Annotated in this window: 20 protein-coding genes and 1 riboswitch; of the genes, 6 read left to right on the top strand and 14 right to left on the bottom strand. The window is 68.0% G+C overall.

The annotated features are described in order from the left end of the window. Positions 1–99 precede the first annotated feature (99 nt). Genes eutC through eat form a run of 3 tightly spaced genes read right to left on the bottom strand, consistent with a single transcriptional unit; the run spans position 100 to position 3685 of the window. Entirely contained in the window at positions 100–918 is an 819-nt protein-coding gene (gene eutC / locus ACFZCE_RS04525) for an ethanolamine ammonia-lyase subunit EutC (RefSeq protein ID WP_390936496.1), read from the bottom strand. A gap of 7 nt (positions 919–925) precedes the next feature. After that, entirely contained in the window at positions 926–2320 is a 1395-nt protein-coding gene (locus ACFZCE_RS04520; protein WP_390936494.1) for an ethanolamine ammonia-lyase subunit EutB, read from the bottom strand. Positions 2321–2323: 3 nt separating this feature from the next. After that, entirely contained in the window at positions 2324–3685 is a 1362-nt protein-coding gene (gene eat, locus ACFZCE_RS04515; protein WP_390936493.1) for an ethanolamine permease, read from the bottom strand. Between the two features lie 272 nt (positions 3686–3957). Between eat and ACFZCE_RS04510 the strand changes: the two genes are divergently transcribed. Continuing rightward, positions 3958–5004, top strand: a complete 1047-nt coding sequence (locus ACFZCE_RS04510) for an AraC family transcriptional regulator ligand-binding domain-containing protein (protein ID WP_390936491.1) — start codon at positions 3958–3960, stop codon at positions 5002–5004. Positions 5005–5162: 158 nt separating this feature from the next. Here ACFZCE_RS04510 and atzF read toward each other — a convergent pair whose 3' ends face one another. The 10 genes from atzF to ACFZCE_RS04460 all read right to left on the bottom strand — a co-directional run bounded on the left by atzF (position 5163) and on the right by ACFZCE_RS04460 (position 18656). Next, positions 5163–6923 carry an allophanate hydrolase gene (gene atzF, locus ACFZCE_RS04505; RefSeq protein ID WP_390936490.1) on the bottom strand — a complete coding sequence of 587 codons (1761 nt, stop codon included), beginning with the start codon at positions 6921–6923 and terminating at the stop codon, positions 5163–5165. Then, on the bottom strand, positions 6920–10516 hold the full coding sequence (gene uca / locus ACFZCE_RS04500; RefSeq protein WP_390936488.1) for an urea carboxylase: 3597 nt from the start codon (positions 10514–10516) through the stop codon (positions 6920–6922). Before uca ends, atzF begins: the two co-directional genes overlap by 4 nt. Positions 10517–10629: 113 nt before the next feature. Beyond that, positions 10630–11256, bottom strand: a complete 627-nt coding sequence (locus tag ACFZCE_RS04495) for an urea amidolyase associated protein UAAP2 (RefSeq protein ID WP_390936486.1) — start codon at positions 11254–11256, stop codon at positions 10630–10632. Between the two features lie 9 nt (positions 11257–11265). Further along, the gene (locus ACFZCE_RS04490; RefSeq protein ID WP_390936484.1) at positions 11266–11979 is read right to left on the bottom strand and encodes an urea amidolyase associated protein UAAP1; all 714 of its coding nucleotides are present in this window, start codon (positions 11977–11979) and stop codon (positions 11266–11268) included. 3 nt (positions 11980–11982) lie between these two features. Then, on the bottom strand, positions 11983–12768 hold the full coding sequence (locus ACFZCE_RS04485) for an ATP-binding cassette domain-containing protein (protein WP_390936483.1): 786 nt from the start codon (positions 12766–12768) through the stop codon (positions 11983–11985). Further along, positions 12765–13580, bottom strand: a complete 816-nt coding sequence (locus tag ACFZCE_RS04480) for an ABC transporter permease subunit (RefSeq protein ID WP_390936481.1) — start codon at positions 13578–13580, stop codon at positions 12765–12767. The genes ACFZCE_RS04485 and ACFZCE_RS04480 overlap by 4 nt, the downstream gene beginning before the upstream one ends. A gap of 10 nt (positions 13581–13590) precedes the next feature. Further along, positions 13591–14658 (bottom strand): putative urea ABC transporter substrate-binding protein, encoded by a 1068-nt coding sequence (locus ACFZCE_RS04475; protein ID WP_390936480.1) that lies wholly within the window; start codon positions 14656–14658, stop codon positions 13591–13593. A gap of 60 nt (positions 14659–14718) precedes the next feature. Further along, positions 14719–14819: riboswitch (guanidine-I (ykkC/yxkD leader) on the bottom strand. Between the two features lie 337 nt (positions 14820–15156). Continuing rightward, positions 15157–17574: an ATP-binding protein gene (locus tag ACFZCE_RS04470; RefSeq protein ID WP_390936478.1), complete on the bottom strand. Its 2418-nt coding sequence runs from the start codon at positions 17572–17574 to the stop codon at positions 15157–15159. A gap of 36 nt (positions 17575–17610) precedes the next feature. Further along, positions 17611–17937, bottom strand: a complete 327-nt coding sequence (locus ACFZCE_RS04465) for an AzlD domain-containing protein (protein WP_390936476.1) — start codon at positions 17935–17937, stop codon at positions 17611–17613. Continuing rightward, a complete protein-coding gene (locus ACFZCE_RS04460) occupies positions 17934–18656 on the bottom strand; it encodes an AzlC family ABC transporter permease (RefSeq protein ID WP_390936474.1) in 723 nt (240 codons plus the stop codon). The genes ACFZCE_RS04465 and ACFZCE_RS04460 overlap by 4 nt, the downstream gene beginning before the upstream one ends. 100 nt (positions 18657–18756) lie before the next feature. Here ACFZCE_RS04460 and ACFZCE_RS04455 point away from each other — a divergent pair, with 100 nt between their 5' ends. Next, complete coding sequence (locus ACFZCE_RS04455) at positions 18757–19710, top strand: LysR substrate-binding domain-containing protein (protein ID WP_390936473.1); 954 nt, start codon at positions 18757–18759, stop codon at positions 19708–19710. Between the two features lie 32 nt (positions 19711–19742). Here ACFZCE_RS04455 and ACFZCE_RS04450 read toward each other — a convergent pair whose 3' ends face one another. After that, positions 19743–20006 (bottom strand): hypothetical protein, encoded by a 264-nt coding sequence (locus ACFZCE_RS04450; RefSeq protein ID WP_390936471.1) that lies wholly within the window; start codon positions 20004–20006, stop codon positions 19743–19745. 582 nt (positions 20007–20588) lie between these two features. Here ACFZCE_RS04450 and ACFZCE_RS04445 point away from each other — a divergent pair. The 4 genes from ACFZCE_RS04445 (at position 20589) to ACFZCE_RS04430 (ending at position 24816) form a co-directional block, all read left to right on the top strand. After that, entirely contained in the window at positions 20589–22022 is a 1434-nt protein-coding gene (locus tag ACFZCE_RS04445; RefSeq protein ID WP_390936469.1) for a mechanosensitive ion channel domain-containing protein, read from the top strand. A 55-nt stretch (positions 22023–22077) separates the two neighbouring features. Beyond that, positions 22078–23004: a LysR substrate-binding domain-containing protein gene (locus tag ACFZCE_RS04440; protein WP_390936467.1), complete on the top strand. Its 927-nt coding sequence runs from the start codon at positions 22078–22080 to the stop codon at positions 23002–23004. A gap of 18 nt (positions 23005–23022) precedes the next feature. Then, positions 23023–23523, top strand: a complete 501-nt coding sequence (locus tag ACFZCE_RS04435) for a GNAT family N-acetyltransferase (protein ID WP_390936465.1) — start codon at positions 23023–23025, stop codon at positions 23521–23523. Between the two features lie 111 nt (positions 23524–23634). After that, complete coding sequence (locus tag ACFZCE_RS04430) at positions 23635–24816, top strand: FAD-dependent oxidoreductase (RefSeq protein ID WP_390936463.1); 1182 nt, start codon at positions 23635–23637, stop codon at positions 24814–24816. Positions 24817–25060: the final 244 nt, after the last annotated feature.

The raw sequence follows: 25060 nt of genomic DNA, 5'->3' as shown, positions 1-25060 counted from the left end.
CCCTGGAACTCATGCACGGAATTAGCAGAGCTCACAGGTTAATCGCCTCAAAGAAGCCCTGAAGGTGCTTGAGTAGCCGCAGTTCGAGAGGCCCCGCCATCACTCCGGCAAGAGAAAATTCCCCACCCGCGCCGCCGGCCCATCAAGCACCGGCACCTGGGCCTCGTCCTTGAGGTTGACCCCCGACAACTGCCGCTGCCAGGCCTGGCGCATCAGGTACAACAAGGTGTGGCTGGCCATGGCGTAGCTCATGCCTTCGAGGCGCACGTTGGAGATACAGTTGCGCGCGGCGTCGGTCAGCCCCACCCGCGGCGCATAGGTGAAGTACAGCCCCAGGCTGTCGGGCGAGCTCAGGCCCGGCCGTTCGCCGATGAGGATCACCACCATCTTCGCCTTCAGCCGTTGCGCCACTTCGTCGGCCAGGGCCACGCGGCTTTGCCGCACCACGCTCACCGGCGCCAGGCGCCAGCCTTCGGCACCGGCCAGTTCGGCGATGCGCTCGACCATCAGCGGCCCGTGGCGCTCCACCGCCAGCGACGACAAACCATCGGCCAGCACCAGCGCCAGGTCATAGCCCTCGGGGTGCTCGGCGGCCCAGGCGTCGAGCTGCTCGCCACTGGCGGCGTCGAGCCGGCGGCCGAGGTCAGGGCGTTGCAGGTAGGTGTGGCGGTCGGGCGCGGCGCTGTGCAGGTCTAGTACCTGATGGCCCTGTTCGCGCAGCAGTTGGCCCATCGCCGCGGCGTCCAGCGGCAGGTGCACCGCGTCGCGGGCCTGGGCGTGGGCGTACTGAAAGTCGAGCTGGGCGCGGGTTGGCAAGCTGGTACCGGCGCGGCCCAGGGCGATCCGCGCTGGGGTCAGCTGGCGCAAGGCGTGCCAGGGATCGGGCTGGGCGGGGCTGCAGTCGTGTTCGTCGTGCATGGTTACCTCAGGTCAGCTGCGCCAGGGCCTGGCGGAACGCCGCCGGCACTTCGCGGCCCAGGCGCAACTGGCCACCGTTCTGCTGGAGGATGCCGGTACGCGCCAGCCACGCCTCGAACTCCGGCGCCGGCTTCAGGCCGAGGGCTTGGCGCGCGTACAGCGCGTCGTGGAACGAGGTGGTCTGGTAGTTGAGCATCACGTCGTCCGAGCCCGGGATGCCCATGATGAAATTGATGCCGGCCACGCCCAACAGGGTGAGCAGCATGTCCATGTCGTCCTGGTCGGCTTCGGCATGGTTGGTGTAGCAGATGTCGCAGCCCATCGGCACGCCGAGCAGCTTGCCGCAGAAGTGGTCTTCGAGGCCGGCGCGGATGATCTGCTTGCCGTTGTACAGGTACTCCGGGCCGATGAAGCCGACCACGGTGTTGACCAGAAACGGCTTGAAATGCCGGGCCACGCCGTAGGCGCGGACTTCGCAGGTTTGCTGGTCGACGCCATGGTGGGCGTTGGCCGACAGCGCGCTGCCCTGGCCGGTTTCGAAGTACATGAGGTTCTGCCCGACGCTGCCGCGCTTCAGGCTCAGCCCGGCCTCGTAGCCCTCCTGCAGCAGCTTGAGGCTGATGCCGAAGCTCTCGTTGGCGGCCTGGGTGCCGGCGATGGACTGGAACACCAGGTCCAGCGGCAGCCCGCGCTCGATCGCGGCGATCGAAGAGGTCACGTGGGTCAGCACACAGGATTGGGTAGGGATCTCGTAACGCTGGATCACCCCGTCGAGCATCTTCAGCAGTTCGCTGATCGCGCCAAGGCTGTCGGTGGCCGGGTTGATGCCGATCATGGCATCGCCGTTGCCGTACAGCAGGCCGTCGAGCACGCTGGCAGCGATGCCGGCGGCGGCGTCGGTCGGGTGGTTGGGCTGCAGCCGGGTGCTCATGCGCCCGCGCAGGCCCACGGTATTGCGAAAGGCAGTGACCACGCGGATCTTCTGCGCCACCAGCACCAGGTCCTGGATGCGCATGATCTTCGACACCGCCGCGGCCATCTCCGGGGTCAGCCCCGGGGCCAGCGCGCGCAAGCTCTGCTCGGTGGCCTGGTCGCCCAGCAGCCAGTCACGAAAGCCGCCCACGGTCAGGTGGCTGACCGGGGCGAAGGCGGCGCGGTCGTGGCTGTCGATGATCAGCCGGGTGACCTCGTCGGCCTCGTAGGGGATCAACGCCTCTTCAAGGAAGCGCTTGAGCGGCACGTCGGCCAGGGCCATCTGCGCCGCTGCGCGCTCGGCGTCGGAAGCGGCGGCGACCTCGGCCAGATAGTCACCGGACCGCGCCGGGCTGGCCTTGGCCATCAGCTCGCGCAGGTTCTCGAAACGCCAGGTGGTGCCGGCGACTATATGGGCGAAGCCTGCCATCGGTTAAACCTCCGTTGCCAGTTGCGGGTCGATGGCGTTGCGGCCACGGACCAGTTTCGAGAAGCCCATGCCCAGGGCCATCAGCACCGCGAAGATCACCGTGATCAGCGGGTTGAACCAGACCATCGCGATCAGGCACACCACCGCCAGCGCCAGGGCGATGCCCGGGATCAGCGGGTAGCCCGGGGCGCGGTAGGTCCGCTCCAGATGCGGCTCGCTGCGGCGCAGCTTGAACAGGCTGAGCATGCTCATGATGTACATCACGATGGCGCCGAACACCGACATGGTGATCATCGCGGCGGTCAGGGTCATGCCTTGCAGGTTGACCGCGCCGTCGCTCAGCACCGCGGCGATGCCCACCACGCCGCCGGCGATGATCGCCCGGTGCGGGGTCTGGAAGCGCGACAGCTTGGCCAGGCTCGGCGGCAGGAAGCCGGCGCGGGCCAGGGCGAAGAACTGCCGCGAGTAACCGAGGATGATCCCGTGGAAGCTCGCCACCAGGCCGAACAGGCCGATCCACACCAGCATGTGCATCCACGCCGAGTTGTTGCCCACTACGGTTTTCATCGCTTGCGGCAGCGGGTCGTTGATGTTCGACAACGCGCGCCAGTCACCCACGCCCCCGGCGAAAATCATCACGCCCAGGGCCAGCACCACCAGGGTGAGGATGCCGGCGATGTAGGCGCGCGGGATGGTGCGTTTCGGGTCTTTGGCTTCTTCGGCGGCCATGGCGGCGCCTTCGATGGCCAGGAAGAACCAGATGGCGAACGGGATGGCCGCGAAGATGCCGCTGATCGCCGCCGGGCTGAAGGTGTCTGAGCCAGCCCAGCCGCCCAGCACGAAGTTGCTGAAGCTGAAGCCCGGGGCGACCACGCCCATGAACACCAGCAGCTCGAGCACCGCCAGCACGGTGACCACCAGCTCGAAGGTGGCGGCGATGTTCACGCCAATGATGTTCAGGCCCATGAACACCAGGTAGGCGCCCACGGCCGCGACGTTGGGGTTCAGCTCGGGGAACTGCACATTGAGGTAGGCACCAATGGCCATGGCGATCGCCGGTGGGGCGAAAACGAATTCGATCAGCGTGGCGATGCCGGCCACGGTAGCGCCGCCGGGGCCGAAGGCGCGCAGGCTGTAGGCGAACGGGCCGCCGGCGTGGGGGATGGCGGTGGTCAGCTCGGTGTAGCTGAAGATAAAGCAGGTGTACATCACCGCCACCAGCAGCGTCGAGACCAGAAAGCCCAGGGTACCGGCGGTGCCCCAGCCGTAGCTCCAGCCAAAGTATTCACCGGAAATCACCAGGCCCACGGCCAGGCCCCACAGGTGCAAAGTGCCCAATGTGGGCTTGAGTTTTGTCGCGGTCATGTCACACCTCGCAAGGGAAGCCGGAAATTGGCATGGCGGCAGAATAACCACGGGAAACCCGCAAGACTTGACCGTAAAAACCGCGTTTGGCGCGCTGCGGTCAAGTTTTACCGGGGTGTTCCAGCCTGGGGCGAAATGCCTGCCCCTGCACCAGAACCGGGCTTTTTTGATTATGGTTGGCATGGCGCAAAGCGCCACAACGCCTTGAATATGAAACAGGTACGGGGTTTGCTTGAAACAGTTTCATACAAATTACCTGGCGAACCTGCTACATGTTGCAAAACTCGGCCCAGCCCCTCTCCGCTTCCCTGCCCCGTGGCGCCAACCAGGGCGTACTGTCGGCTGCCGCCAGCGGCCTGGACCGGTTCATCCTCGGCCACGGTGGCGACCTCGACCGGGTATTCGGCCACGCCGGGATCGACCCCGAGCAACTGCGCCACCCTACCCTGTCGCTGGCCTTGCCCAACTATTGCCAGGTGCTCGAGGAAGCCGCCCGGCAAACCGGCTGTGACAACTTCGGCCTGCGCTACGGCCAGCAGTTCACCCCGCAGGCGCTGGGCCTGCTGGGCTATGTGGGGCTGTGCTCGGGCACCCTGGAAGAGGCCCTGGTCAACTTTGCCGAAGCCTTCCCGCTGCACCAGCACGACACCCTGATCGCCCTGCAAGACCAAGGCGAGTGCTACCGCTTCGATTACCAGGTGCGCCACGCTGCCATCGGCCAGTGCCGCCAGGATGCCGAGCTGACCCTGGGCATGGCGCTGAACCTTGTGCGCCACGCCCTGGGCCCCCACTGGGCGCCGCGCGAGGTGCACTTCGAACACGCCCGCCCGGCCGACTGGCAGGCCCACCGCGAGGCGTTCCAGGCCCCGGTGCACTTTGGCCAGGCCTGCAACAGCCTGCTGATCCCCAAGCGTGACCTGGCCGGCGTGGCCATGCCGGGTGCCGACCCGATGCTGCTAATGCTGGTCAAAGACACCCTGCGCCAACTCGGCGAAGCCCCGGCCCAGCCCGACCTGCTCGGCCGCGCCCAGGCGGCGGTGCGTGACCACCTGCACCTGGGTGAACCGAACCTGGAGCGCATCGCCTGCGCCTTGCAGATCGGCGAGGCAACCCTGCAACGGCGCTTGCGCGAGCACGGCCTGAGCTTCAGCCAACTGGTCGAGCAGGTGCGCCAGGCGCTGGCGCTGCGGCACCTGCGCGAGCAAAGCCTGAGCATCAGCGAGCTGGCGCCGCTGTTGGGCTATTCGGAAACCAGCGCGTTTTCCCGGGCGTTCCGCCGCTGGTTCGGGGTCAGCCCGCGGCAGTGGCGGAGCGTGTGAGGCCACTGTGAGCACTGCTGATTCCGTGCATGACCTTCAGGGCCCTTCGCCCGGCACAGCCGGCCTCCCACGGGTTCTGTGTTGCACAGTCAATCAAGGACTTACACAAATCTGGTGGGAGGCCGGCTGTGCCGGGCGAGGGGCCAGTCAAGCCCGCCTCAAGCCCCCGCCAACCACGCCCGCCAGCCGCCCCACTCGGTGATGTCCACCGCCCCGGCCAGGCCATAGCCCTCGCAGATAAACCCGGTCTCCCAACTGCCGTCGGCCAGCTCCACCTTGCCCAGCCCCAGCGGCGCGGGGATGCCGTTGAGGAACGAGCCCAGTTCCAGGCTGGGCAGTTCCCACACTTCCACAGCGATCGCCGCGCCCTGCTCGGCGACCCGCACCATGCCTGGGCGCTTTACTCCGCCGCCGGCGAGGGCGTACAGGCGGTAGTGCGGTGCGCTGTGGGTGGCCTGCAGCAAGCGCGCGCCGCGCTGCTGCAATTGCCCGTTGAGGGCCAGGCCGTCGAGGTGCGCGCCGCACACCACCAGCCGGGCGCGGTCATGCCGCGCCGGTTGCGCCGGGGCTGGCCCGCCCTGGTAGGCGTTGGCCAGGCTGAGCAGGTACTGGTCGGTGAAGGCCCGGCCGAACAGCGTCACGCCCCAGGGCAGGCCGTTGGCCATGAAACCGCTGGGCACTGCCACCGCGGCGTAGTCGAGCAGGTTCATGAAGTTGGTGTAATAGCCCAGCTCGGCGTTGCGCAGCACCGGCTCTTCGGCCAGTTCGGCGAGGGTCACCGGGCGGCCGATAGTGGGCGTAAGCACGCAATCGAGCCCGGCCAGCAGGCGGTCGCATTCGGCCTTGAGCACCTGCAGCCGGTATTGGGCGCGGAAGGTCTGCACTGCAGTGACCTGCGGCGCCTTGTGCAGCACCGCGTGGATCACCGGCAGCAGCGCCTCGGGCTGGGCCTGGGCCAGTTCGCCGACCACGCTGTAGCGCTCGGCCACCCAAGGGCCGTCGTAGAGCAGCCGGGCCGCTTCGAGGAACGGCGACAGGTCAAGCGTAACCGCCTCGCCGCCCAAGCCTTGCAAGCGCGCCACGGCAGCGGCGAACAGGCCCGGGCCCTCGCTGCAGCCAAAGAATTCCAAGTCCTGCGGGCGCGGCACGCCAAAGCGGAACGGCCGCACCTGGCCAAAGGCGCTGGCGTCGTTCCAACTGGGGTTGGCGCGGCTGTACTCATCGCGCGGGTCGAACTGCGCCAGCAGTGCCAGCAGGCGGCTGGCGTCGGCGGCGCTGTGGCTGAAGGTGGTCACGCAGTCCAGCGTGCGGCAGGCCGGCACCACCCCGGCGGTGGGCACCAGGCCCTTGCTGGCCTTCAGCCCGACCAGGTTGTTCAGCGCCGCCGGCACCCGCCCGGAGCCGGCGGTGTCGGTGCCCAGCGCAAAGCTGGCCAGGCCCAGCGCCACCGCCAACGGCGAGCCAGCGCTGGAGCCGCCCGAGGGGTACTCGGCGAGCACGCTGTTGCGGCACGCCCCATAGGGCGAGCGGGTGCCGTTGAGGCCGGTGGCGAACTGATCGAGGTTGGTCTTGCCGAGCGGCACCGCGCCCAGCTCGATCAAGCGCTGCACCACCGTGGCCGAGCGCTCCGGGGTGTAGGCAAAGGCCGGGCAGGCGGCACTGGTGGGGATGCCGGCCAGGTCGATGTTGTCTTTGATGGCGAACGGCACGCCGTACAGCGGCAGGCTGGCCGGGCTGTGCCCGTCGAGGGCGCTGAAGTACGGCGCCAGCTCCGCCTCGCTGAGCAGGTGAATGAACAGCTTGAACGCCGGGTTCAGCGCCTCGGCCTCAGCCCGCAGCGCGCTGATCAGGCTGCGCGGGGTGCCTTCGCCGCTCAGGTAATAATCGCGCAGCGCGCCCAGTTGCAGATCGATCTTCATGCTGTTTCTCCTTCGCCCAGGGGGCCCAGAACCACCACTCGCTGGCCGGCGCGTACCGCCGAGCCAGGCTGCACGCGCACCTCGCGCACGGTCCCGGCGCAGGGCGCCAGCACCGGTATTTCCATTTTCATCGACTCCAGCACCACCAGCGGCGCACCCGCCTCGACGGCGTCACCCACCGCCACCTGCACCTGCCAGAGGTTGCCGGCGATCGGGCTGTCGACCCCGGTGTGTGCCGGCAACAGCGGCGCCTCCTCGGCGTTGTCAGTGGCGGCTTCTTCGCTTTCAAAGTGCGCCTGGCCACTGGCGATCCAGCGCTGCCGCTCGGCCTCGAAGGCCGCCTGCTGCTGGCCGCGGAACGCCGCGATCCCCTCGGCCTCCTGCGCGAGGAAGCGCTGGTAGTCGGCCAAGCGCAGCTGGCTGTGCTCGATGTTCAGGGCGAAGCGGCCCAGGGGGAAATCACGGCGGATGCGCTGTAGTTCATCCGCCGTGACCGGGTAGAAGCGGATCTGGTCGAAAAACCGCAGCAGCCAGGGCTTGCCGGCGAACGCCTCGACCTCACGGTAGCGGTTCCACATCTGCAGGGTGCGGCCCACGAACTGGTAGCCGCCAGGGCCTTCCATGCCGTACACGCAGAGGTAGGCGCCGCCGATGCCCACCGAGTTCTCGGCGGTCCAGGTGCGCGCCGGGTTGTACTTGGTGGTCACCAGGCGGTGGCGTGGGTCCAGCGGGGTGGCCACCGGCGCGCCGAGGTACACATCGCCCAGGCCCATCACCAGGTAGCTGGCCTCGAACACTGTGCGCTGCACCTCATCGAGGTTGGGCAAGGCGTTGATGCGGCGGATGAACTCCAGATTGCTCGGGCACCAGGGGGCGTCCTTGCGCACGGTGGTCATGTACTTTTCGATGGCCAGTTGGCAGGCTGGGTCATCCCAGGACAACGGCAAATGCACGATGCGCGACGGCACCTGCAGGTCGCCGGCGGCGCACACTGCATCCCACTCCCCGGCCAGCACCGCGAGCAGCTTGGCCAGCGGCAGTTGTTCGGGCTGGTAGTGCACCTGCAGCGAGCGAATGCCTGGGGTCAGGTCGATCACCCCGGGCAGGGCCTTGGCTTGCAGCGCCTGCATCAGCGCATGGGCGCGAAAGCGCAGCACCAGGTCGAGTTCGGCCGCGCCGATTTCCAGCAGCAGGTGGGTGTCTCCGGCCACCCGGGCGACCAGCCGGGTGTCGCCCGCGCCGAGGTCGAGCACGACCGGCGAGGGCAACGGCTGCGCGGTGGGCACCGTGGCGGGCGTGCCCAGCAATGGCGCGGTGGCCAACTGGCGGGCCTCGGCCAGGCCGACCGGAACAAACCGCAGGCGGTCACCGGCCTTGAGCTGGCCCAGTTGCCAGAGGTCGGCTTCGATCACCGTGACCGGGCACACGAAGCCGCCCAGGCTCGGGCCGTCGGGGCCAAGGATCACCGGCATGTCGCCGGTAAAATCCACCGCGCCGATGGCGTAGGGGTTGTCATGGATGTTCGAGGGGTGAAGGCCGGCTTCGCGGCCGTCGCTGCGCACCCATTCAGGCTTGGGCCCGATCAGCCGCACGCCGGTGCGGCTGGAGTTGAAGTGCACTTCCCAGTCGGTGCTGAAGAAGCTGCCCATGTAACCCTCGGTGAAGTATTCCGGGGCGCCATGGGGGCCGTAGATCACCCGGATGTGCCGCAGCGCCGGCAACGCCGGTTGCGCCGGCAGTTCGGCGCCGGCGGCAGCGTCGAGCAGCGGCGCCAGTTGCAGCACATCGCCGGCGCGCAGGGCGCGGCCGCCGTGGCCGCCAAACTGGCCGAGGGTGAAGGTGCTTTTGCTGCCGAGGTAATCCGGCACCTGCACGCCGCCACGCAGCAGCAGGTAGCTGCGCGCGCCGGCGCCGCTGATCGTGCCCAGGCTGAGCAGGCCACCGGCCGGAATGCGCACGGCGGTGTTCATCGGCACCGCGGCGCCGTTGAGGGTCACCGGCAGCGCGGCGCCGGTGACTGCCACCACCGCTTCGGCATTGAAGCGCAACGCCGGCCCGCTCATGGTGATTTCCAGCCCGGCGCTGCCGGCGGGGTTGCCCAGCAGGTGGTTGCCCAGGCGCAGCGCGCGGCTGTCCATCGGCCCCGACGGCGGCACCCCCACCGCCCAGTAGCCGAGGCGCCCGGGGTAGTCTTGCACGGTGGTCTGGGTGCCGCCGCTGAGCACTTCGAAGGTGTGCGCCTGGTAGGCGAGCCCTTCGAGGCAGCGGGTCCAGGGCTGGCCGCTGGCGAACGGCGCATCGGCGAGGATCTGCCGCAGGTAGCCGCGGTTGGTTTGCACGCCATACAGCTCGCTGGCGCCGAGCATGGCGTCGAGTTGCAGGCGCGCCTGCTCGCGGCTGGGCGCCCAACTGATCAGCTTGGCGATCATCGGGTCGAAGTACGGCGGGATTTCGCAGCCGGCCTCGACCCAGGTGTCGATGCGCCGGGCGCGGCCCTCGGCCGCGGGGAAGGCCACGGCGGTGAGCAAGCCGGGGCTGGGTTGAAAATCCTTGCCCGGGTCTTCGGCGTACAGCCGCGCCTGCACCGCGTGGCCCTCCGGCGCCAATCGCGCGCGCAGCTCGGCCAGCGGCGCCAGGGTGCCGGCGGCCAGTTCGACCATCCAGCGCACCAGGTCGACGTTCCACACCTGCTCGGTCACCCCGTGCTCCACCTGTAGGCGGGTGTTCACCTCAAGGAAGTAAAACTGCTCGGCGGCGCTGTCGAACACGAATTCCACCGTGCCGGCGCTGCGGTAGTTCACCGCCTTGGCCAGCTTCAGCGCCGCGGCGCAGAGGGCCTCGGCCATGCCGGCGGGCAGGTTCGGCGCCGGGGTTTCCTCGAGCACCTTCTGGTTGCGCCGCTGCACCGAGCAATCGCGCACGCCCAGCGCCAGCACCTCGCCCTGGCCATCGCCAAACACCTGCACCTCGAGGTGGCGGGCGCGCTCGATGTATTTCTCGATAAACACCCCAGCGTCGCTGAAGTTGTTCTGCCCCAGGCGCTTGACCGCGTCGAAGGCCTCGCTCAGTTGCTCGGCGTCGCGGCACACGCGCATGCCGATCCCTCCCCCGCCGGCGGTGCTTTTCAGCATCACCGGGTAGCCCACCTCGGTGGCCGCGCTCAGCGCGTGGTCGAGGCTGTCGAGCAGCTCGGTGCCTTCGAGCAGCGGCACGCCCTGGGCCCGGGCCAGGGCGCGGGCGGTGTGTTTCAGGCCAAACACCCGCAGTTGCTCCGGGGTGGGGCCGACAAAGGCGATCCCGGCCTGCTCGCAGGCTTCGGCGAAGGCGGCGTTTTCCGAGAGAAACCCATACCCGGGGTGGATCGCCTGGGCGCCACTGGCGCGGGCGGCGGCGAGGATCTTATCGACCGCGAGGTAGGTCGCGGCGGCGGCGCCCTCGCCCAGGCTGATGGCCTGCTCGGCCTCGAGCACATGGCGGCTGGCGATGTCGGCGTCGGCGTACACCGCCACGCCGTTGACCTGCAGTTCACGCAGGGTACGCAGGATGCGGCAGGCAATGGCGCCGCGGTTGGCAATCAACAGGGTGCTAAACATGGCAGTTCCCCAGAGGCCGGCTGTGCCCGCCTCGGCTGGGTTGCGGGCCGTCCCGCAGGGTTTCAACGCAGTGCCGGGGCCGTCCCCGCACTGGCCTTACAGCGCCGCGGTGGTCAGTCCCAGATGAGGATCTGCGCCGGGGTCGGGTTGTAGGCGTTGCACGGGTTGTTCAGCTGCGGGCAGTTGGAAATCAACAGGATCACGTCCATTTCGGCGCGCAGTTGCACGTACTTGCCGGGGGCGGAGATACCGTCCTCGAAGGTCAGGCCGCCCTCGGCGGTGACCGGCACGTTCATGAAGAAGTTGATGTTCGGGCTGATGTCGCGCTTGCCCAGGCGGCCGTCGTGGCAGCAGGCGCGCAGGTAGTTGTCGCGGCAACTGTGCATGTGCCGGGTGTTCAGCGCGTAGCGCACGGTGTTGCTTTCCTGGGCGCAGGCGCCGCCCAGGGTGTCGTGGCGGCCGCAGTTGTCTTCGGTGATGGTCAGCAGGGGCCGGCCCAGGTTGGAGTACAGCACCGTGCCGGTGCCCAGGTAAACGTTACCCTGGCGGCGCAGGGTGCGCTGCACGTCGTAGCGTTCGCGCGGGTTGGCGGCGCTGTAGAACAGCGTGTCGACCGCCTGGTTGCCTTCGAGGTCAAGGATGCGCAGGGTTTGCCCGGCCTTGACTTCGGTCAGCCAGGGCTCGCCGGCCGGTACGGTGGCGCGGTACACCGCGGTGTCGGGGGTCAGTGCGTGTGCCATGCTGGCTCCTCAGGCGAACAGCCGTTCGGTGTTGATGAAGCCGCGGGTGTTTTCCGGGCGTGAAGTGCGGCAGTGTTCGGCCACGCTGGCATCGGCGTGCAGGAAGGCCAGTTGCACCGGTTTGGGCGCGTATTCCGGGGTGGGGTCCATCGGGTGCTGCAGGGCGGTGATCACGAACAAGGTGTCCATCGGCGCGTACAGCTCGATGCAGTCACCGGCCTTGGCGTTGCCTGGGGCGAAACGCAGGCTGCCGTCGGCAGTCACGTCTACCCGGCTGAACAGGTTGAGGACCATGCTCAGGTCGGTTAGCCCCAGGCCCCATTTGCCCATTTCCACCAGCAGGTTGTCGGTGCCGTTGCGGTAGAAGCCGTTGCGCAGCTCCTGGTAGCGCCCGGCGCCGTATTTTTCCGCCACCTCGGCGGCGTCCAGCACGCCGCCCAGGCTGTCGCTCCAGCCGCAGGTGTCGCGGGTGATCGCCGCCAGCACCCGGCCCATGTCGGAATACAGGCAGTGGCCGGCGGTGAGCTTGGCGGTGTGCTGGCACTTGAGGCTGTCGGGGAGGTTCAGCCGCTCGGTTTTTTCATGGGCGTTGAACAGCATCAAGCTGACGTTGGCGCCGCCTTCTACGTCGACCAAGCGCAGCAATTGGCCGCGCTTGAGCACGAACGACAAATGCCCGCCGCCAGGCAGCAGGTCTTCGGCAAATACAGTGGGTTCAGTCATCGGTCAAATCCCTGTAGGGGTTGGAAACACCGCCGCCAACGGCGCCGCGGCGGCCCGGGCGGCGCTGCGGGCGCTGTTCAGTGGCAGGTCGTAGGTCACCCGGGCGCCATAGGCCTGGGGGGCTTGCGGGTCGACGCGGACCTTGTCGAAAACCATCAGCCGGGTGCCCAGGCTGAAGCCTTCAGAAAGGTCATGGGTGACCATGAACACGGTCAGGTGGGTTTCACGCCACAGTTGCAGCAACAGCGCGTGCATGTCTTTGCGGATGCCGGGGTCAAGCGCGCCGAACGGTTCGTCGAGCAGCAGCACCCGCGGGCGCATGATCAACGCCTGGGCAATCGCCAGGCGCTGCTGCATGCCCCCGGAGAGCTGCGCCGGGTAGTTGCCCAGCGCCTGGCCCAGGCCGACCTTGGCCAGCAGCGCCGCGGCCTGCTCGCGCGCTTCGCGCTTGTGCCCGCCGAGCAGGCGGCCCAGCCAGGGCGCGCGGGGCAGCTCAAGGCCAAGGGCGACGTTGTCCAGCACGGTCAAATGGGGGAACACCGAGTAGCGCTGGAACACCACCCCGCGGCTAGGGTCTGGCTCGCCCGCCAGCGGCTGGCCATCGAGCAGGATCTGCCCACGGCTGGCGCGCTCCTGGCCCAGCAGCAGGCGCAGGAAGGTCGACTTGCCGCAGCCGGAGGTGCCCACCAGGGTGCAGAACTCGCCCTCGGCCACGTCGAGGTTCAGCCCTTCGAGCACCACATGGTCGCCGTACTGCTGCCAGAGGTTGCGCACTTGAATGAAGCTCATGGCCGGCCCCCCTCGTACCAAGGGAAGGCACGCCGACCCAGGCCCTTCAGTGCCCAGTCCATCAGCCAGGCCAACAGCGTGATCCACACCACGTAGGGGAGGATCACGTCCATCGCCAGGTAGCGCCGCACCAGGAAAATCCGGTAGCCAAGGCCGTCTTCGGAGGCGATCGCCTCGGCGGCGATCAGGAACAACCAGGCCGAGCCGAGCACCAGCCGCAGTGCGATCAACAAGCGCGGCAGCAATTGCGGCAGGATCACCCGCAAGATCAGCGTCCAGCTGTTGGCGCCGAGGGTTTGCGCCTTGATCAACAGCTCGGCGGGCATTTCCCGTACCCGTTGCTCGAGGTCGCGGGCCAGGATCGGGGTGATGCCGATCACGATCAGCATCACCTTGGCCAACTCGCCCAGGCCGAACACGATGAACAGGATCGGCAGGATCGCCAACGGCGGCACCATCGACAGCACCACCAGCAACGGCGACAGCGGCGCGCCGAACAGCGGCAATGCGCCGGAGGCAATGCCCAGGCACAGCCCGAGCACGGCGCTCAGGCCCAGGCCAATGGCCAGGCGCTGCAGGCTGGCGGCGGTGTCTTGCCAGAGCAGGTAGCCGCCGCTGCGTTTGTCTTCGCTGAAGGCCATGCGCTCCACGGCGCTGGCCATCTGGCTGGCGCTGGGTAGCAGCTTGTCGTTGGGGTTTTCGTTCAGCCGCGCCGCCGAGCCCAGAAAGTAGGCGCACAGCAGCAAAGCGAACGGCAGGATCACCAGCATCAAACGGCCGGGGCGATCGGGGTGGCGGTTGATCAGGCGCATGGGGGCTCCGTTACAGCTTGCCGTCGGCGGCCAGCTGTACGTAGGTGGGGTCAAAGCGCAGCTTGAGGTTGCCGGTGGCACCGAGGGTGGCGCCGTGGGCGAAGCTCATGCCCACCGCATCGGCGTTTTTCGCGCCTTCGCCGAGCAGGCCGTGCTCGAAGGAAAACGCCGCGACCTTGGCCATGGTCTTCGGCAGTTCCGGGCTGTTGGCGAAGGCCAGCGCTTCTTGCGGGGTGTAGAACAGCTTGGTGGTGGCCAGCTGCGCCTTGTAGCCGGCCAGGTCAGTGCCCGAGGCCTTGGCCATGTGCTCCAGCGCCGCGTCGCTGGCGGCGCCCTGGCTGTGCATCAGCGCCGCGACTTCGAACCAGGCGCCGGCCAGCGCTTTGCCCAGGGCGGGGTTGTCTTTCAGGGTTTGGCTGTTAACGACCATCATGTCCATGATTTCGCCGGGCACCTGGCTGGAGTTGAACACTTCGGTCACCCCCGGCTTGGCCTTGATGTCCGAGAGCATCGGGTTCCAGGTGGTCACCGCCTGCACCTGGTCGGTGTCGAAGGCGGCGGAGATGTCGGCGTCCGAGGTGTTGATCACCTTCAGGTCTTTTTCCTTGAGCTGGGCGGTATCCAGCGCGCGGGCCAGCAGGTAGTGGGAGACCGACAGCTCGACCAGGTTGACGTCCATGCCCTTGAGGTCGGCCACGGTCTTGCCCTGGCCCTTGATGACGATGCCGTCGTTGCCGTTGGAGAAGTCGGTGACCAGCAGCGCGGTGCTGTCTACCCCGCCGGCGGCGGGGATGGTCAGGGCGTCCATGTTGGTCATGGTGCAGCCATCGAACTGGCCGGCGGTGTACTGGTTGATTGATTCGACGTAGTCGTTGAGCTGGGTGACCTTGATGTCGATCCCGTATTTCTTCGCCCACTTGTCGACGATGCCTTGGGCCTGGGCGTATTCCCAGGGCATCCAACCGGCGTAGATGGTCCAGCACACGTTGAAGTGATCTTTGCTGGCGGCCAGGGTGTTGAAGCTCAGCGCGGCGCTGAAGGCGGCGGCACACAGTGCCATCAAACGGCTTTTTTGCATGGTCTATCTCCAGTTGATCATGGGCGGCCAGGAGCTTCGCGACACCGATGAAGGCGTGCTGTCTCCCGGGCTTTTATCCCGCCGTGTAACCTCAACTGGAGGTCGCCAACTCTCGGACCAGCCACTCGCGTCAGCGAGCCGGAACCCTAGTCAGCCATTGCAAATTGTGATGCCGCGAAGTGTGACTTCTCCTGCATGCCATGTGGGGATGCGATTGCCGTGCCAATTCTGGGTTTAGGGGGTGGATCAGCCTGTGAGCTTGGGTGATTCCGTGCATGAGCTTAAGGGCCCCTCGCCCGGCACAGCCGGCCTCCCACCGAATTTATGTAAGTACTTGATTTACTGGATAACACAGAACCCGTGGGAGGCCGGCTGTGCCGGGCGAGGGGCCAGTCAGGCCATGCGCGCAGCAAAACCAATCACAGCCGGCTTCCACGGCCTTTGCCACTCGTAATTTTCAGCCCAATTTTGGGGCGTCGCGCCCCGCTTCGGTGCGCTTCAGCCGCCGGTTTCGATCAGCCCGCGGATCCGCACCGCCAGCGCATCCACCGAAAACGGCTTGGTCATCACATGCATGTTGGCGTCGAGGCGGTCGCGGCCGATCACCGAGCTCTCGGCGTAGCCGGTGATGAACAGGATCTTCAACCCCGGCCGGCTCAGCCGCGCCGCGTCGGCCATCTGCCGGCCGTTCATGCCGCCGGGCAGGCCGACGTCAGACACCACCAGGTCGATGCGCACGTTCGACTGCAGGATGCTCAAGCCCGAGGCGCCATCGGCGGCCTCGATGGCCCTGTAGCCGAGTTCCTCGAGGATTTCGGTAACCAACACCCGCACGGTGGGCTCGTCGTCGACCACCAGCACGGTCTCGCCATCGACCGCCCGCGGCATTGCCTCGGCCGGCGGCGCCGCCGCCGTACCCAGCTCGCCGTGGTGGCGCGGCAGGTACAGGCACACCGTGCTGCCCTCGCCCACCACCGAATGGATGCGCGCCTGCCCGCCAGACTGGCGCACGAAGCCGTAGATCATCGACAGCCCCAGGCCGGTGCCCATGCCCAGCGGCTTGGTGGTGAAGAACGGCTCGAAGGCGCGCTGCACCACCGCCTCGGGCATGCCCTGGCCGTTGTCGCTGACGCACACCGACACGTACTGCCCCACCGGCAGTTCCATGCGCGCCGCCAGCGCCGGGCCCACCTCCAGGTTGCTCGCCTCGACGATCAGCTCGCCGCCGCCGGGCATGGCGTCACGGGCGTTGATGCAGAGGTTGAGCAAGGCGTTTTCCAGTTGGTTGGGGTCGATGAAGGTGGCCCAGGTGCCGGGCGCGGCGAACATCCGGGTGTGGATTTCCGGGCCGACGGTGCGCCCGATCAGCTCCTCTATGCCCACGAGCAGGCGGGCCACGTCGGTGGGCTGCGGGTCGAGGGTTTGCCGGCGGGAGAACGCCAGCAGCCGGTGGGTCAGCGAGGCGGCGCGCTTGGCCGCGCCCATGGCGGCGTTGAGGTAGCGGTCGAGCTCGTTGACCCGCCCCTGCGTGACCCGCGCCTGCAGCAACTCGAGGCTGCCGGAAATCCCCGTGAGCAGGTTGTTGAAGTCGTGGGCGATGCCGCCGGTGAGCTGGCCGACGGCTTCCATCTTTTGCGACTGGCGCAGTTGCTCTTCGGATTTGAGCAGTTCGTCGGTGCGCGCCTGGATCAACTCCTCCTGGTAAGTGTTGATCCGCCGCAGCTCGGCCTCGGCCTGGCGCCGGCCCATGGCGTTGGCGGCGCGGGCGGCGGCTTCGCGGGCGAAGGCGAGGTCTTCGGCGCCCCACTCGCGGGGCTCGGCGCTGGCGATGTAGATCGCCGCCAGCGGCTCGCGGTCACCGAACGGGATCGCCACGATCGCGCCCGCGGCACTCGGGCCCGCGGGTTCGCCGCCTTCAACGTAGAGGGCATTGTCGGCTTCCAGTACTTCGCGGATTTTCTGCGCGGCAATGTGCGGCACCTGGGCCGGGTCGTCGACCTCGCGCAGGCTGTCGCTCAGCTCCAGCAGGCCCTGGCGGCGTACCTGGCTGCGGCGCGCCTCGGTGATTTCCTGGAAGATCACGGTAAAGCGGTCATCGGCCAAATGGCTGATGCGGCCTTCATACCAACGCCCGAGGGCGCCGATCTGGCGCTGGAAGCTCACCGCGCGGCCGCTTTCGATCACCGCCACGGCATCTTCAACCCAGCAGCGTTCGATGCCGGGGAACAACGCATACAGGGTTTTGCCCTTGGACTGCTCAGCATCCAGCCCTACCAGGCGGGCCCAGGCCGGGTTGACGTCGAGGTAGCGCCAGTCCACCGCCACGCCAGCGGCATCGCGCACCAGTTCGGCGAGGATGAACCCATCGTTGAGCCGCTCGAACAGCCCGCGCCAATGGCCCTCGTTCTGCGCCAGGGCGCGCTCGGCGTTGCGGTGCGCGGAAATATCATTGAACAGCACCGCCACCTGCCGCCTGCCGGCGGGGCCGATGGCCATAGCGTGGACCTCGTAGACCCGGTCCAGCGCGTCGGCGCGCTCGACGAAGCGCACCGGCTCACCGCTGCTGGCCACCCGCCCGTAAACGTCGAACCAGTGCTGGTCGTGGTCCGGCACGATGTCGCGGATCCACAGCCCTTCGGGGTGGCGCAGGCCGGTGTGGCGCTCGAAGGCCTGGTTGGTTTCGAGGAATTTGTAGTCCAGCGGCTGGCCATCGGCGCCGAATTTCATTTCGATCAGGCAGAAGCCGGCGTCCATCATGCCGCACAGGGCCTGGTATTTTTCCGCCACGCTGGGCGCCGGCCCGGCGCGCAACCCGGCCAGTTCCGCCTGCAGTTGCGCCACCTGCGCCGTGAGTGTGTCGATCGCCGCTTGTTCGTTCATCCCCAGCGCCCCCGCGCCCATAGTGCCCAGCCACACGCTGAGACCACCGCGGCGGTGCGTTGGTTGCGACGGTTAGCCGAGGATGAACATCAGCCCCCACAACGTGAGCATGCCCGCCACCAGCGGCAGCAGCGTGCTGCGTGTATACCAGGCCACCGCCGTGGCCACCAGCGCCGCCGGCAGTTGCGGGTTGGCCCAACTGAACGCAGCGTGCCCGCCGGGGTACACCACCGCCGGCAGCACCAGCGCCGCCAGCACGCTGGCCGGCACATAGGCCAGTGCCCGTTGCAGCACCGGCGGCGGCCGCCAGCGCCCGTGCAGCTCAACGAATGACAGGCGCAAGGCAAAGGTGCCCAGCCCCACCGCGACGAACAACCCCCACACCCACGGCTCGTTCATGGCGCCTCCCGCCGGGCCAGCGCAGCGCGGCCCTTGGCGCCCTCAAGCAGCAGGCCGGTGGCGATGCCGCCAAGCGAGGCCAGCACCAGCCCAAGGTTGTACGGCAAGCCGATCGCCACCACCGCCAGCACCCCGCCCACAATGGCCGCGCCCAGGCTGGGCAGGTTGCGCACCGCCGGCACCAGCAGCGCCAGGAACGACAGCGGAATCGCAAAGCCCAGTTGCCAACTGGCCGGGATGCCTGCGCCCAAGCCCACACCAGCGGCCACCGAGAGCTGCCAGGCCAGCCACATCGCCACCGCGGTGCCGGCGTAATAGTGGTAGGCGTAGCGGCCCAGCTCGCCGTTGGCCAGCTTCAGGCTGCACAGGGCAAAGGATTGGTCCGAGAGCAGGTAGGCCAGCGACCAGCGCCCGCGCCGCGGCAGGTGGTGCATGTGCGGCGCCAGGGTGGCGCTGTACATTACGAAGCGCAGGTTGATGATCAACGCGGTGAACAAAATCGCCACCGGCAACACGCCGTGGCGCATCAGCTCGAGGGCAGCCATTTGCGCCGAGCCTGAATAAAACAGCAGGGTCATGCCGATCGCCGTGGCTGGCGTCATGCCCAGGTCGATCGCGGTGACCCCGGTGACCAGCCCGAACGGCACCACCCCGGGGGCGAGTGGCGCGAGCGCGCGGGCGCCTTGAATGAACGCATCCGTTGCGCTGCGGTACGGCATGTGGCCTCCTGAGTGAGCCGGCGGGAAATGCCCACAGTGTAGTGGCCACCCCGGCGCCGCTGAACCGACTTTTTTTGTGCCGAACCCGGACACTTTTGTTATGGCCAAACCCGTATTGCCCGACCAAGCCTTGCTGCGCATGCCCTCGTTCAAGGCGATGCGCTCGTTCGTGGCGGCGGCGCGCTACCGCAGCTTCACCCAGGCCGCCGACGCCTTGTGCGTGACCCAGGCGGCGATCAGCCGGCAGATCCGCGAGCTGGAGCTGCAATTGGGCAGCGAGCTGTTCGTGCGCGGCGGCCGTGAGCTGAAACTCAGCGCCGCCGGCGCGGCGCTGTTCGACGCCGCCCAGGTGTCGTTCCTGAACATCTTCCAGGCCACCGAACGCATCCGCCGCGAACAAACCGACCCGCACAGCCTCACCCTGTGCTGCTCGCCGGCGCTGGCGGCGCTGTGGCTGGCGCCGCGGCTCAAGGCGCTGCGCGCAGCCCACCCCGGGCTCGACCTGCAAGTGATCACCACCCAGCACGCCTGGGACCTGGAGCCCGGCATGGAACCAGACATCTTCATTTCGAAAACCCTTGACCTGCGCCCCGGCTACCGGCGCACGCGGTTGTTCCATGAAGTGGTGTACCCGGTGTGCAGCCCGGCCCTGCTGGCGGCCCAGCCCGAGCTGGGCAGCCTGGCAGGCTTGCGCCAGGCGGCGCTGCTCGACCTGCACCCGCACGGCCGCGCGCAGTTGAGCGAACAGGTCGACTGGAACGTCTGGTTCGCCTTCCACGGCCAGGGCCAGCAAGCACCGAGCCGCGGCGCGCCGCCGGGGCTGAGCAGCAACGACTACCCACTGCTGATGCAGATGGCCCTCGACGGCCAGGGGGTGGCGCTGGGCTGGGACCACCTGGTACGCCATTGGCTGGAGCAAGGCCGGCTGGTGCGCCCGCTGCGCGAGGCACTGACGCTCAGCGAGTCAGTGCAGTACCTGATCGTGCGCGAAGACAAAGACCATGACCCAGCGTGCCGCCAGGTGCAGGCCTGGCTGCGGGCGGAATTCGAGTAACCCTTCAAATACAGTTTTAGCGGTTATTCGATTCAGGGCTGGGCGATGGCGTTGGCCGGCAGTGCCGCCGGCGTGGCGCGGGTCGCCAGGTGGGGTTTGCTCTTGGCGCGGATGTCGTTGCTGATCAGGGTTTGCGGGCCACGGTGGCAGCGGTACTTCACCCCACGGCGCGGCTCGATCTCACTGATCGAACTCTGGCACTCGGCCTGGGTGGCGAAGGCCACCGGCTTGCGTTCATCCAGGCAGCCTTCCTGCCCGGTGCAGAGTGTCATGACCATGTAGTAGACCATCATCATCGCTGTTTACCTCATCCTTAGGCGCCGCCCGTTCTTCATGAATTCGGCGGTTGCTGCCGATAGTGAGGGGGCGTACCGGTGGCGGCAATGCTTGCCCATCGCCGGTTGTCACCTAAACGGCAAAGATTATTTTCAGCTTTAACTACCAATCCTATCTATATGTTTATTATAGATATTTAAAATGACACCATAGCTCACTCTATTTCTAGATTGCCAATAAAATGGCGGCACTATAGTGCCAGGTACCGGGCCCGGGCTTGAACAGCGCCAACAAATGGCACAACAGTGGCCGCCGAGCGAGAGGCAGGCGTTTTTCCGCCGCCCGAGCCGCTGGCTGCGGCCCCCGCCGTCGGTTACGCTCGGCGCTTGGCTCAAGGGCCCATCGCCCGGCACAGCCGGCCTCCCACGGGTTTTGTGTTGCCTCGTAAATCAAGCAGTTACACAAATCTGGTGGGAGGCCGGCTGTGCCGGGCGATGGGCCAGTCAGGTCATACGCTCGGTAAAATCACTTGGAAAAGACTGGGCTTTTGACCCTCAATGATGGGTTCTGTGTTGCCTAGGAAATCAAGGACCACACCTCAGATGCTAACGATCCCCACCGAATGGATGCTCTGCGCCGTGGCGCTGTTCGCCACGGACCTGGTGCTCTGGCAAGGCCGCCTGATCAAACCCCAACCCTTGCGGGTGGCCGTGCGCGTGCTGTTGCTGCTGGCCTACAGCGCGGTGATTCTGCGCGCCGGGATCAGCCCGCTGCAGCCGGCGCCGTGGCCTGACGCCTTGCTGGCGCACATGGCGGCGCTGGTGCTGGCCATCATCTGGTGGCTGTTCGCCGCGCGGGCCCTGAGCGAGGTGCTGGGCATTGTGCTCAGCCAGCGCATCGGCCACAGCGGCCGGCTGCTGCGCGACGTGGTCGGCGCGCTGGTGTTTCTCGCCGCGGTGGTGGCCGCCGCGGCGTACGTGATCGAACTGCCGGTCAAAGGCCTGCTGGCCACCTCCGGGGCCTTGGCGATCATCGTCGGCCTGGCCTTGCAGAGCACCCTCAGCGACGTGTTCTCCGGCATCGTGCTCAACGCCACCAAGCCCTACCAGGTGGATGACTGGGTGAGCATCGACGGCACCGAGGGCCGCGTGCTCGACATCAACTGGCGCGCCACCCACCTGTTCACCGCCAGTGGCGCCACCGCCGTGGTGCCCAACTCGGTGGCGGCCAAGGCGCGGATCGTCAACCTCAGCCGCCCGGCCAACCTGCACGGGGTCAGCATCAGTTTGTCGATCCCCAACCACGTGCGCCCCGGCCGCGTGCTCGACGCCCTGGAGCGCGCCCTGCGCGGCACCCACGCGCTGCTACCGGAGCCGGCCCCCAGCGCTTCGGTGAAAGAGGCCGGCGCCGAGGTCACGCAGTACAGCGCCAGTGGCTTTATTGCCCACCTGGGGCAGAAGACCGAGGTGCGCAATGCGCTGTTCGACCTGGCCTACCGCCACCTGGAGGCCGCTGGCGTGCACTGGCCGGGCGAGGCCAACCAGCAGGCCTCGCGCAGCCGCGCCCTGCTCGACGAAGTGCGGGTATTCAAGGCGCTGAGCGCCGAGGAAAAAGACCGCCTCGCCGAGGCCCTGGCGCTGCAGGAGGTGGCTGCCGGGCAGGTGATCCTCGACATCGGCGCGGTGCCCGAGGCGCTGGTGATCATCGCCGCCGGGGTGGTCAGCGTGACCCTGAAAAACCCCGAGCCCGGCGCCGCCGAGTACCTCGAGGCCGGGCGCATGGGCCCCGGCGAGGTGCTGGGCGAGCAAAGCGTGCTCGACGACGGCGCCAACCTGGCACGCTTCACCGCCCTGACCAGTTGCCAGGTATTGAGCGTGGAGCGCAGCGTGATCCGCGCCTGCCTGGCCAACCGCGTGGACGTCAGCCAGGCCCTGCAAAAGCTGCACGCCTTGCGCCAGGCCAACAGCCGCTCGCTGTTGCTCAAACCGGTGGCGCCGCCCAAGGGCGGGTTTCTCGCCTGGCTGCATCGGCATTGAGTGGGCGGGCCTTTCAAAATAGAATCGCCCGGCACGTATCCTTGCAGCGGTGAACATGAGCAAACTTCCGGATTTCGAAGGGCTGGCGATGTTCGCCAAGGTGGCCGAAGAAGGCTCGTTCGCCGGCGCCGCGCGGGTGATGGGGGTGTCGGTGCCGACCGTGTCACGGGCGGTGGCGCGGCTTGAAGCGCGCCTGGGTGGGCGGCTGTTCAACCGCACCTCGCGGCAATTGGCCTTGACCGAGTTCGGCCACAGCCTGGCCGGCAAGGCCGGTGAGCTCTACCGCCACGCCGAAGAGGCCGAAAGCGAGGCCCAGGACCTCTCCGTGCAACCGCGCGGGCAAGTGCGCCTGGCGATCCCGATGTCGTTCGGCCTGCGCTGGGTGGCACCGCTGATGCCGCGGCTGCTGCGCCAGTACCCAGAGCTGAGCGTTGACCTGCACCTGGCCGACGCCGCGGCCGACCTGATCGCCGACGGCTTCGACGCCGCCCTGCGCATTGCCGCCCTGCCGGACTCCTCCCTGGTGGCGCGGCGGCTGTGCGCGGTCAGCCAGTACCTGGTGGCGGCCCCGGCGTACCTGGCGGAGCACGGTACCCCAAGCCACCCCCGCGAGCTCAGCCAGCGGCCCTGCCTGAGCTACGCTTACCGCGCGCGCAGCCAGGTGTGGCGCTTTACCCACGCACGCAGCGGCGAGGAAGAAGACGTGGTGCCCAGCGGCCCGCTGCGGGTGACCAACTCCGATGCCCTGCTGCCAGTGCTGCTCGACGGCCTGGCAATCGCCGAGCTGCCCGAATTCATCGCCGCCGAGTACCTGGCCAGCGGCCAACTGCAACGGCTGCTGCCCGACTGGCACATGACCCGCGGCGGGCTGTATTTCGTCACCCCGTCCGCGCGCAGCCGGCCGCGGAAAATCCAGGCGCTGTCGGACTTTTTCGCTGAACACCTGGCCACGCCCGCCTGGCGCTGGCCACCTGAACCCTGACCCCACCGGAGCCCGAGCATGCACGTACGCCCCGCCACCGCCGCCGACGCCGCGGCCATCAGCGCCGTGGCCCGCCAGACCTTCGCCCTCGCCTGCCCACCGGGCACGCCCCAGGGCGAAATCGACGCCTATATCCGTGGCAACCTCGGCCCTGACCGCTTCGCCGCCGCGCTGGGCAACCCGGCCCAGCAGCTGTGGGTGCTCGAGCACGACGGCCAAGTGGCCGGCTACAGCCTGGTCGACCATGCCGCCGCAGCCCTGGGCATCGCCGCTGCCGACGGCCTGGCCGAACTCAGCCGTTGCTACGTGGCGCCACAGCACCACGGCCAGGGCGCCGCCCAGGCGCTACTCGCCGCGACCCTGGCCAGCGTGCCCGGGCCGGTGCGGCTGACGGTCAACGACCAGAACCCCCGCGCGATCGCCTTTTACCGGCGTAACGGCTTTGTGCAGGTGGGGGAAACGCAGTTTCTCTGTGGCGCGGATGTGCACCGCGATTGGGTGATGGTGCGGGCTGGCTAGGCTGCCCGCCGCGGCCCTTACGGGAGGGCGAAAGGCGGTAAAATTCACCCAAATGCCTGCCGCCTGGCTGTTACCATCCCCCCTTCACCCATTGAACCGAGGCCCCCCCACGTGAACCCCACCCTTGCAGTGATCGGCGGCGGCGTGATCGGCCTCTGCACCGCGCGCGCCCTGGCCCTGCAAGGGGCCCGGGTCACCCTGCTGGAAGCCAACCAACTGGGCGCCGGCACCAGCCAGACCACCTTCGCCTGGGTCAACTCCAACGGCAAGGCGCCGGCGGCTTACCACGCGCTGAACGTGGCTGGCATGCGTGCCCACCAGGCGCTGCAGCGGCAGCACAGCGGCCAGCCGCGCTGGCTCGACGAATGCGGCACCTACGAATGGGCAACGGACCCGGCAGAGGCCGCGCGCCTGAATGCCCGCGCGCACAGCCTGCAAAGCCAGGGCTACGCCGCCGAACTGGCCGACCGTGAAGCGCTCGCCCGGGTGGCCCCGGACCTGCGCCTGCCGGCCGAGGCGGTCGCCCTCTGGCGGTTCGCCGAAGAAGCCCTGGTGTACCCCGCGCGCTTTGTCGCCTTCCTGCGCCAGGAACTGCAGCGCCTGGGCGTGGTGGTGCGCGAGCACACCGCAGTGGCGGGCATCGAGGAAACACCCCAGGGCATCCGCCTGCAACTGGCCAATGGCGAGCACTGGGCCGGCGATTACGCGGTGAGCGCGGTGGGCCGCTGGAGCGCGCCGTTGCTGGCGGGCATGGGCATTGAGCTGGCGATGATCGACGCCGACCGGCCCGGCAGCGTCGGCTGCAGCTTCCTCGGCTATACCGGGCCGCTGGCCACGGCGCTGCCGATCAACCTGATCGCCCCGGAGCTGAACCTGCGCCCCGACGGCGAAGGCGGGTTGATTCTGCAGGCGCTGGACCTCGACGACCTCGCCGACCCCGCCGCGCCGCCCGCCGCCGACGGCGAGATCGCCCGCGAACTGCTGGCGCGGCTCGCCAAGCGCGTGCGTAACAGCGAAGGCGCGCGGCTGCAACGCATCGCCGTGGGCCAACGGGCGCGCCCGGCCGACGGCCTGCCGGCGCTGGGTTTCGTCAGCGCCCAGCGCCGCCTGTACCTGGCCGCCACCCACAGCGGCATCACCCTGGCCCCGGCGTTGGGCGAGTTGATTGCCGAAGAGCTGCTACACGGCACGCGCCCGGCGCTGCTGGCCGACTACAGCCCGCAGCGGCTGCTGGGCAAGACCGCGGCGGATTTCGCGACGATCGAGAAGATCCGCAACCCTTCGGCGCAGTAGCCGGGTTCGCGGACCCTTCGCCCGGCACAGCCGGCCTCCCACCAGATTTATATTGTCTCGGAAATCAAGGACAACACAGACCTGGTGGGAGTCGCCCCGCCGCCAAGGCGCCGCGCTGTCGCGCAGCAAACAGGGGGCGCACGGCATTAGAGCCAAGGTGATCCGACCTGATTAAAAGCCAAAGGCGGCTGACCCGAAGGGGCAGCCGCCTTTGGCTTTGTTACGATTAGAGCGCGCGGGACAG

The organism is Pseudomonas sp. NPDC007930 (genome assembly GCF_042958985.1).
Lineage (GTDB): Bacteria > Pseudomonadota > Gammaproteobacteria > Pseudomonadales > Pseudomonadaceae > Aquipseudomonas.
Note: the sequence above shows the minus strand (reverse complement) of the source record. Positions and strands in the feature narration are given on the sequence as shown.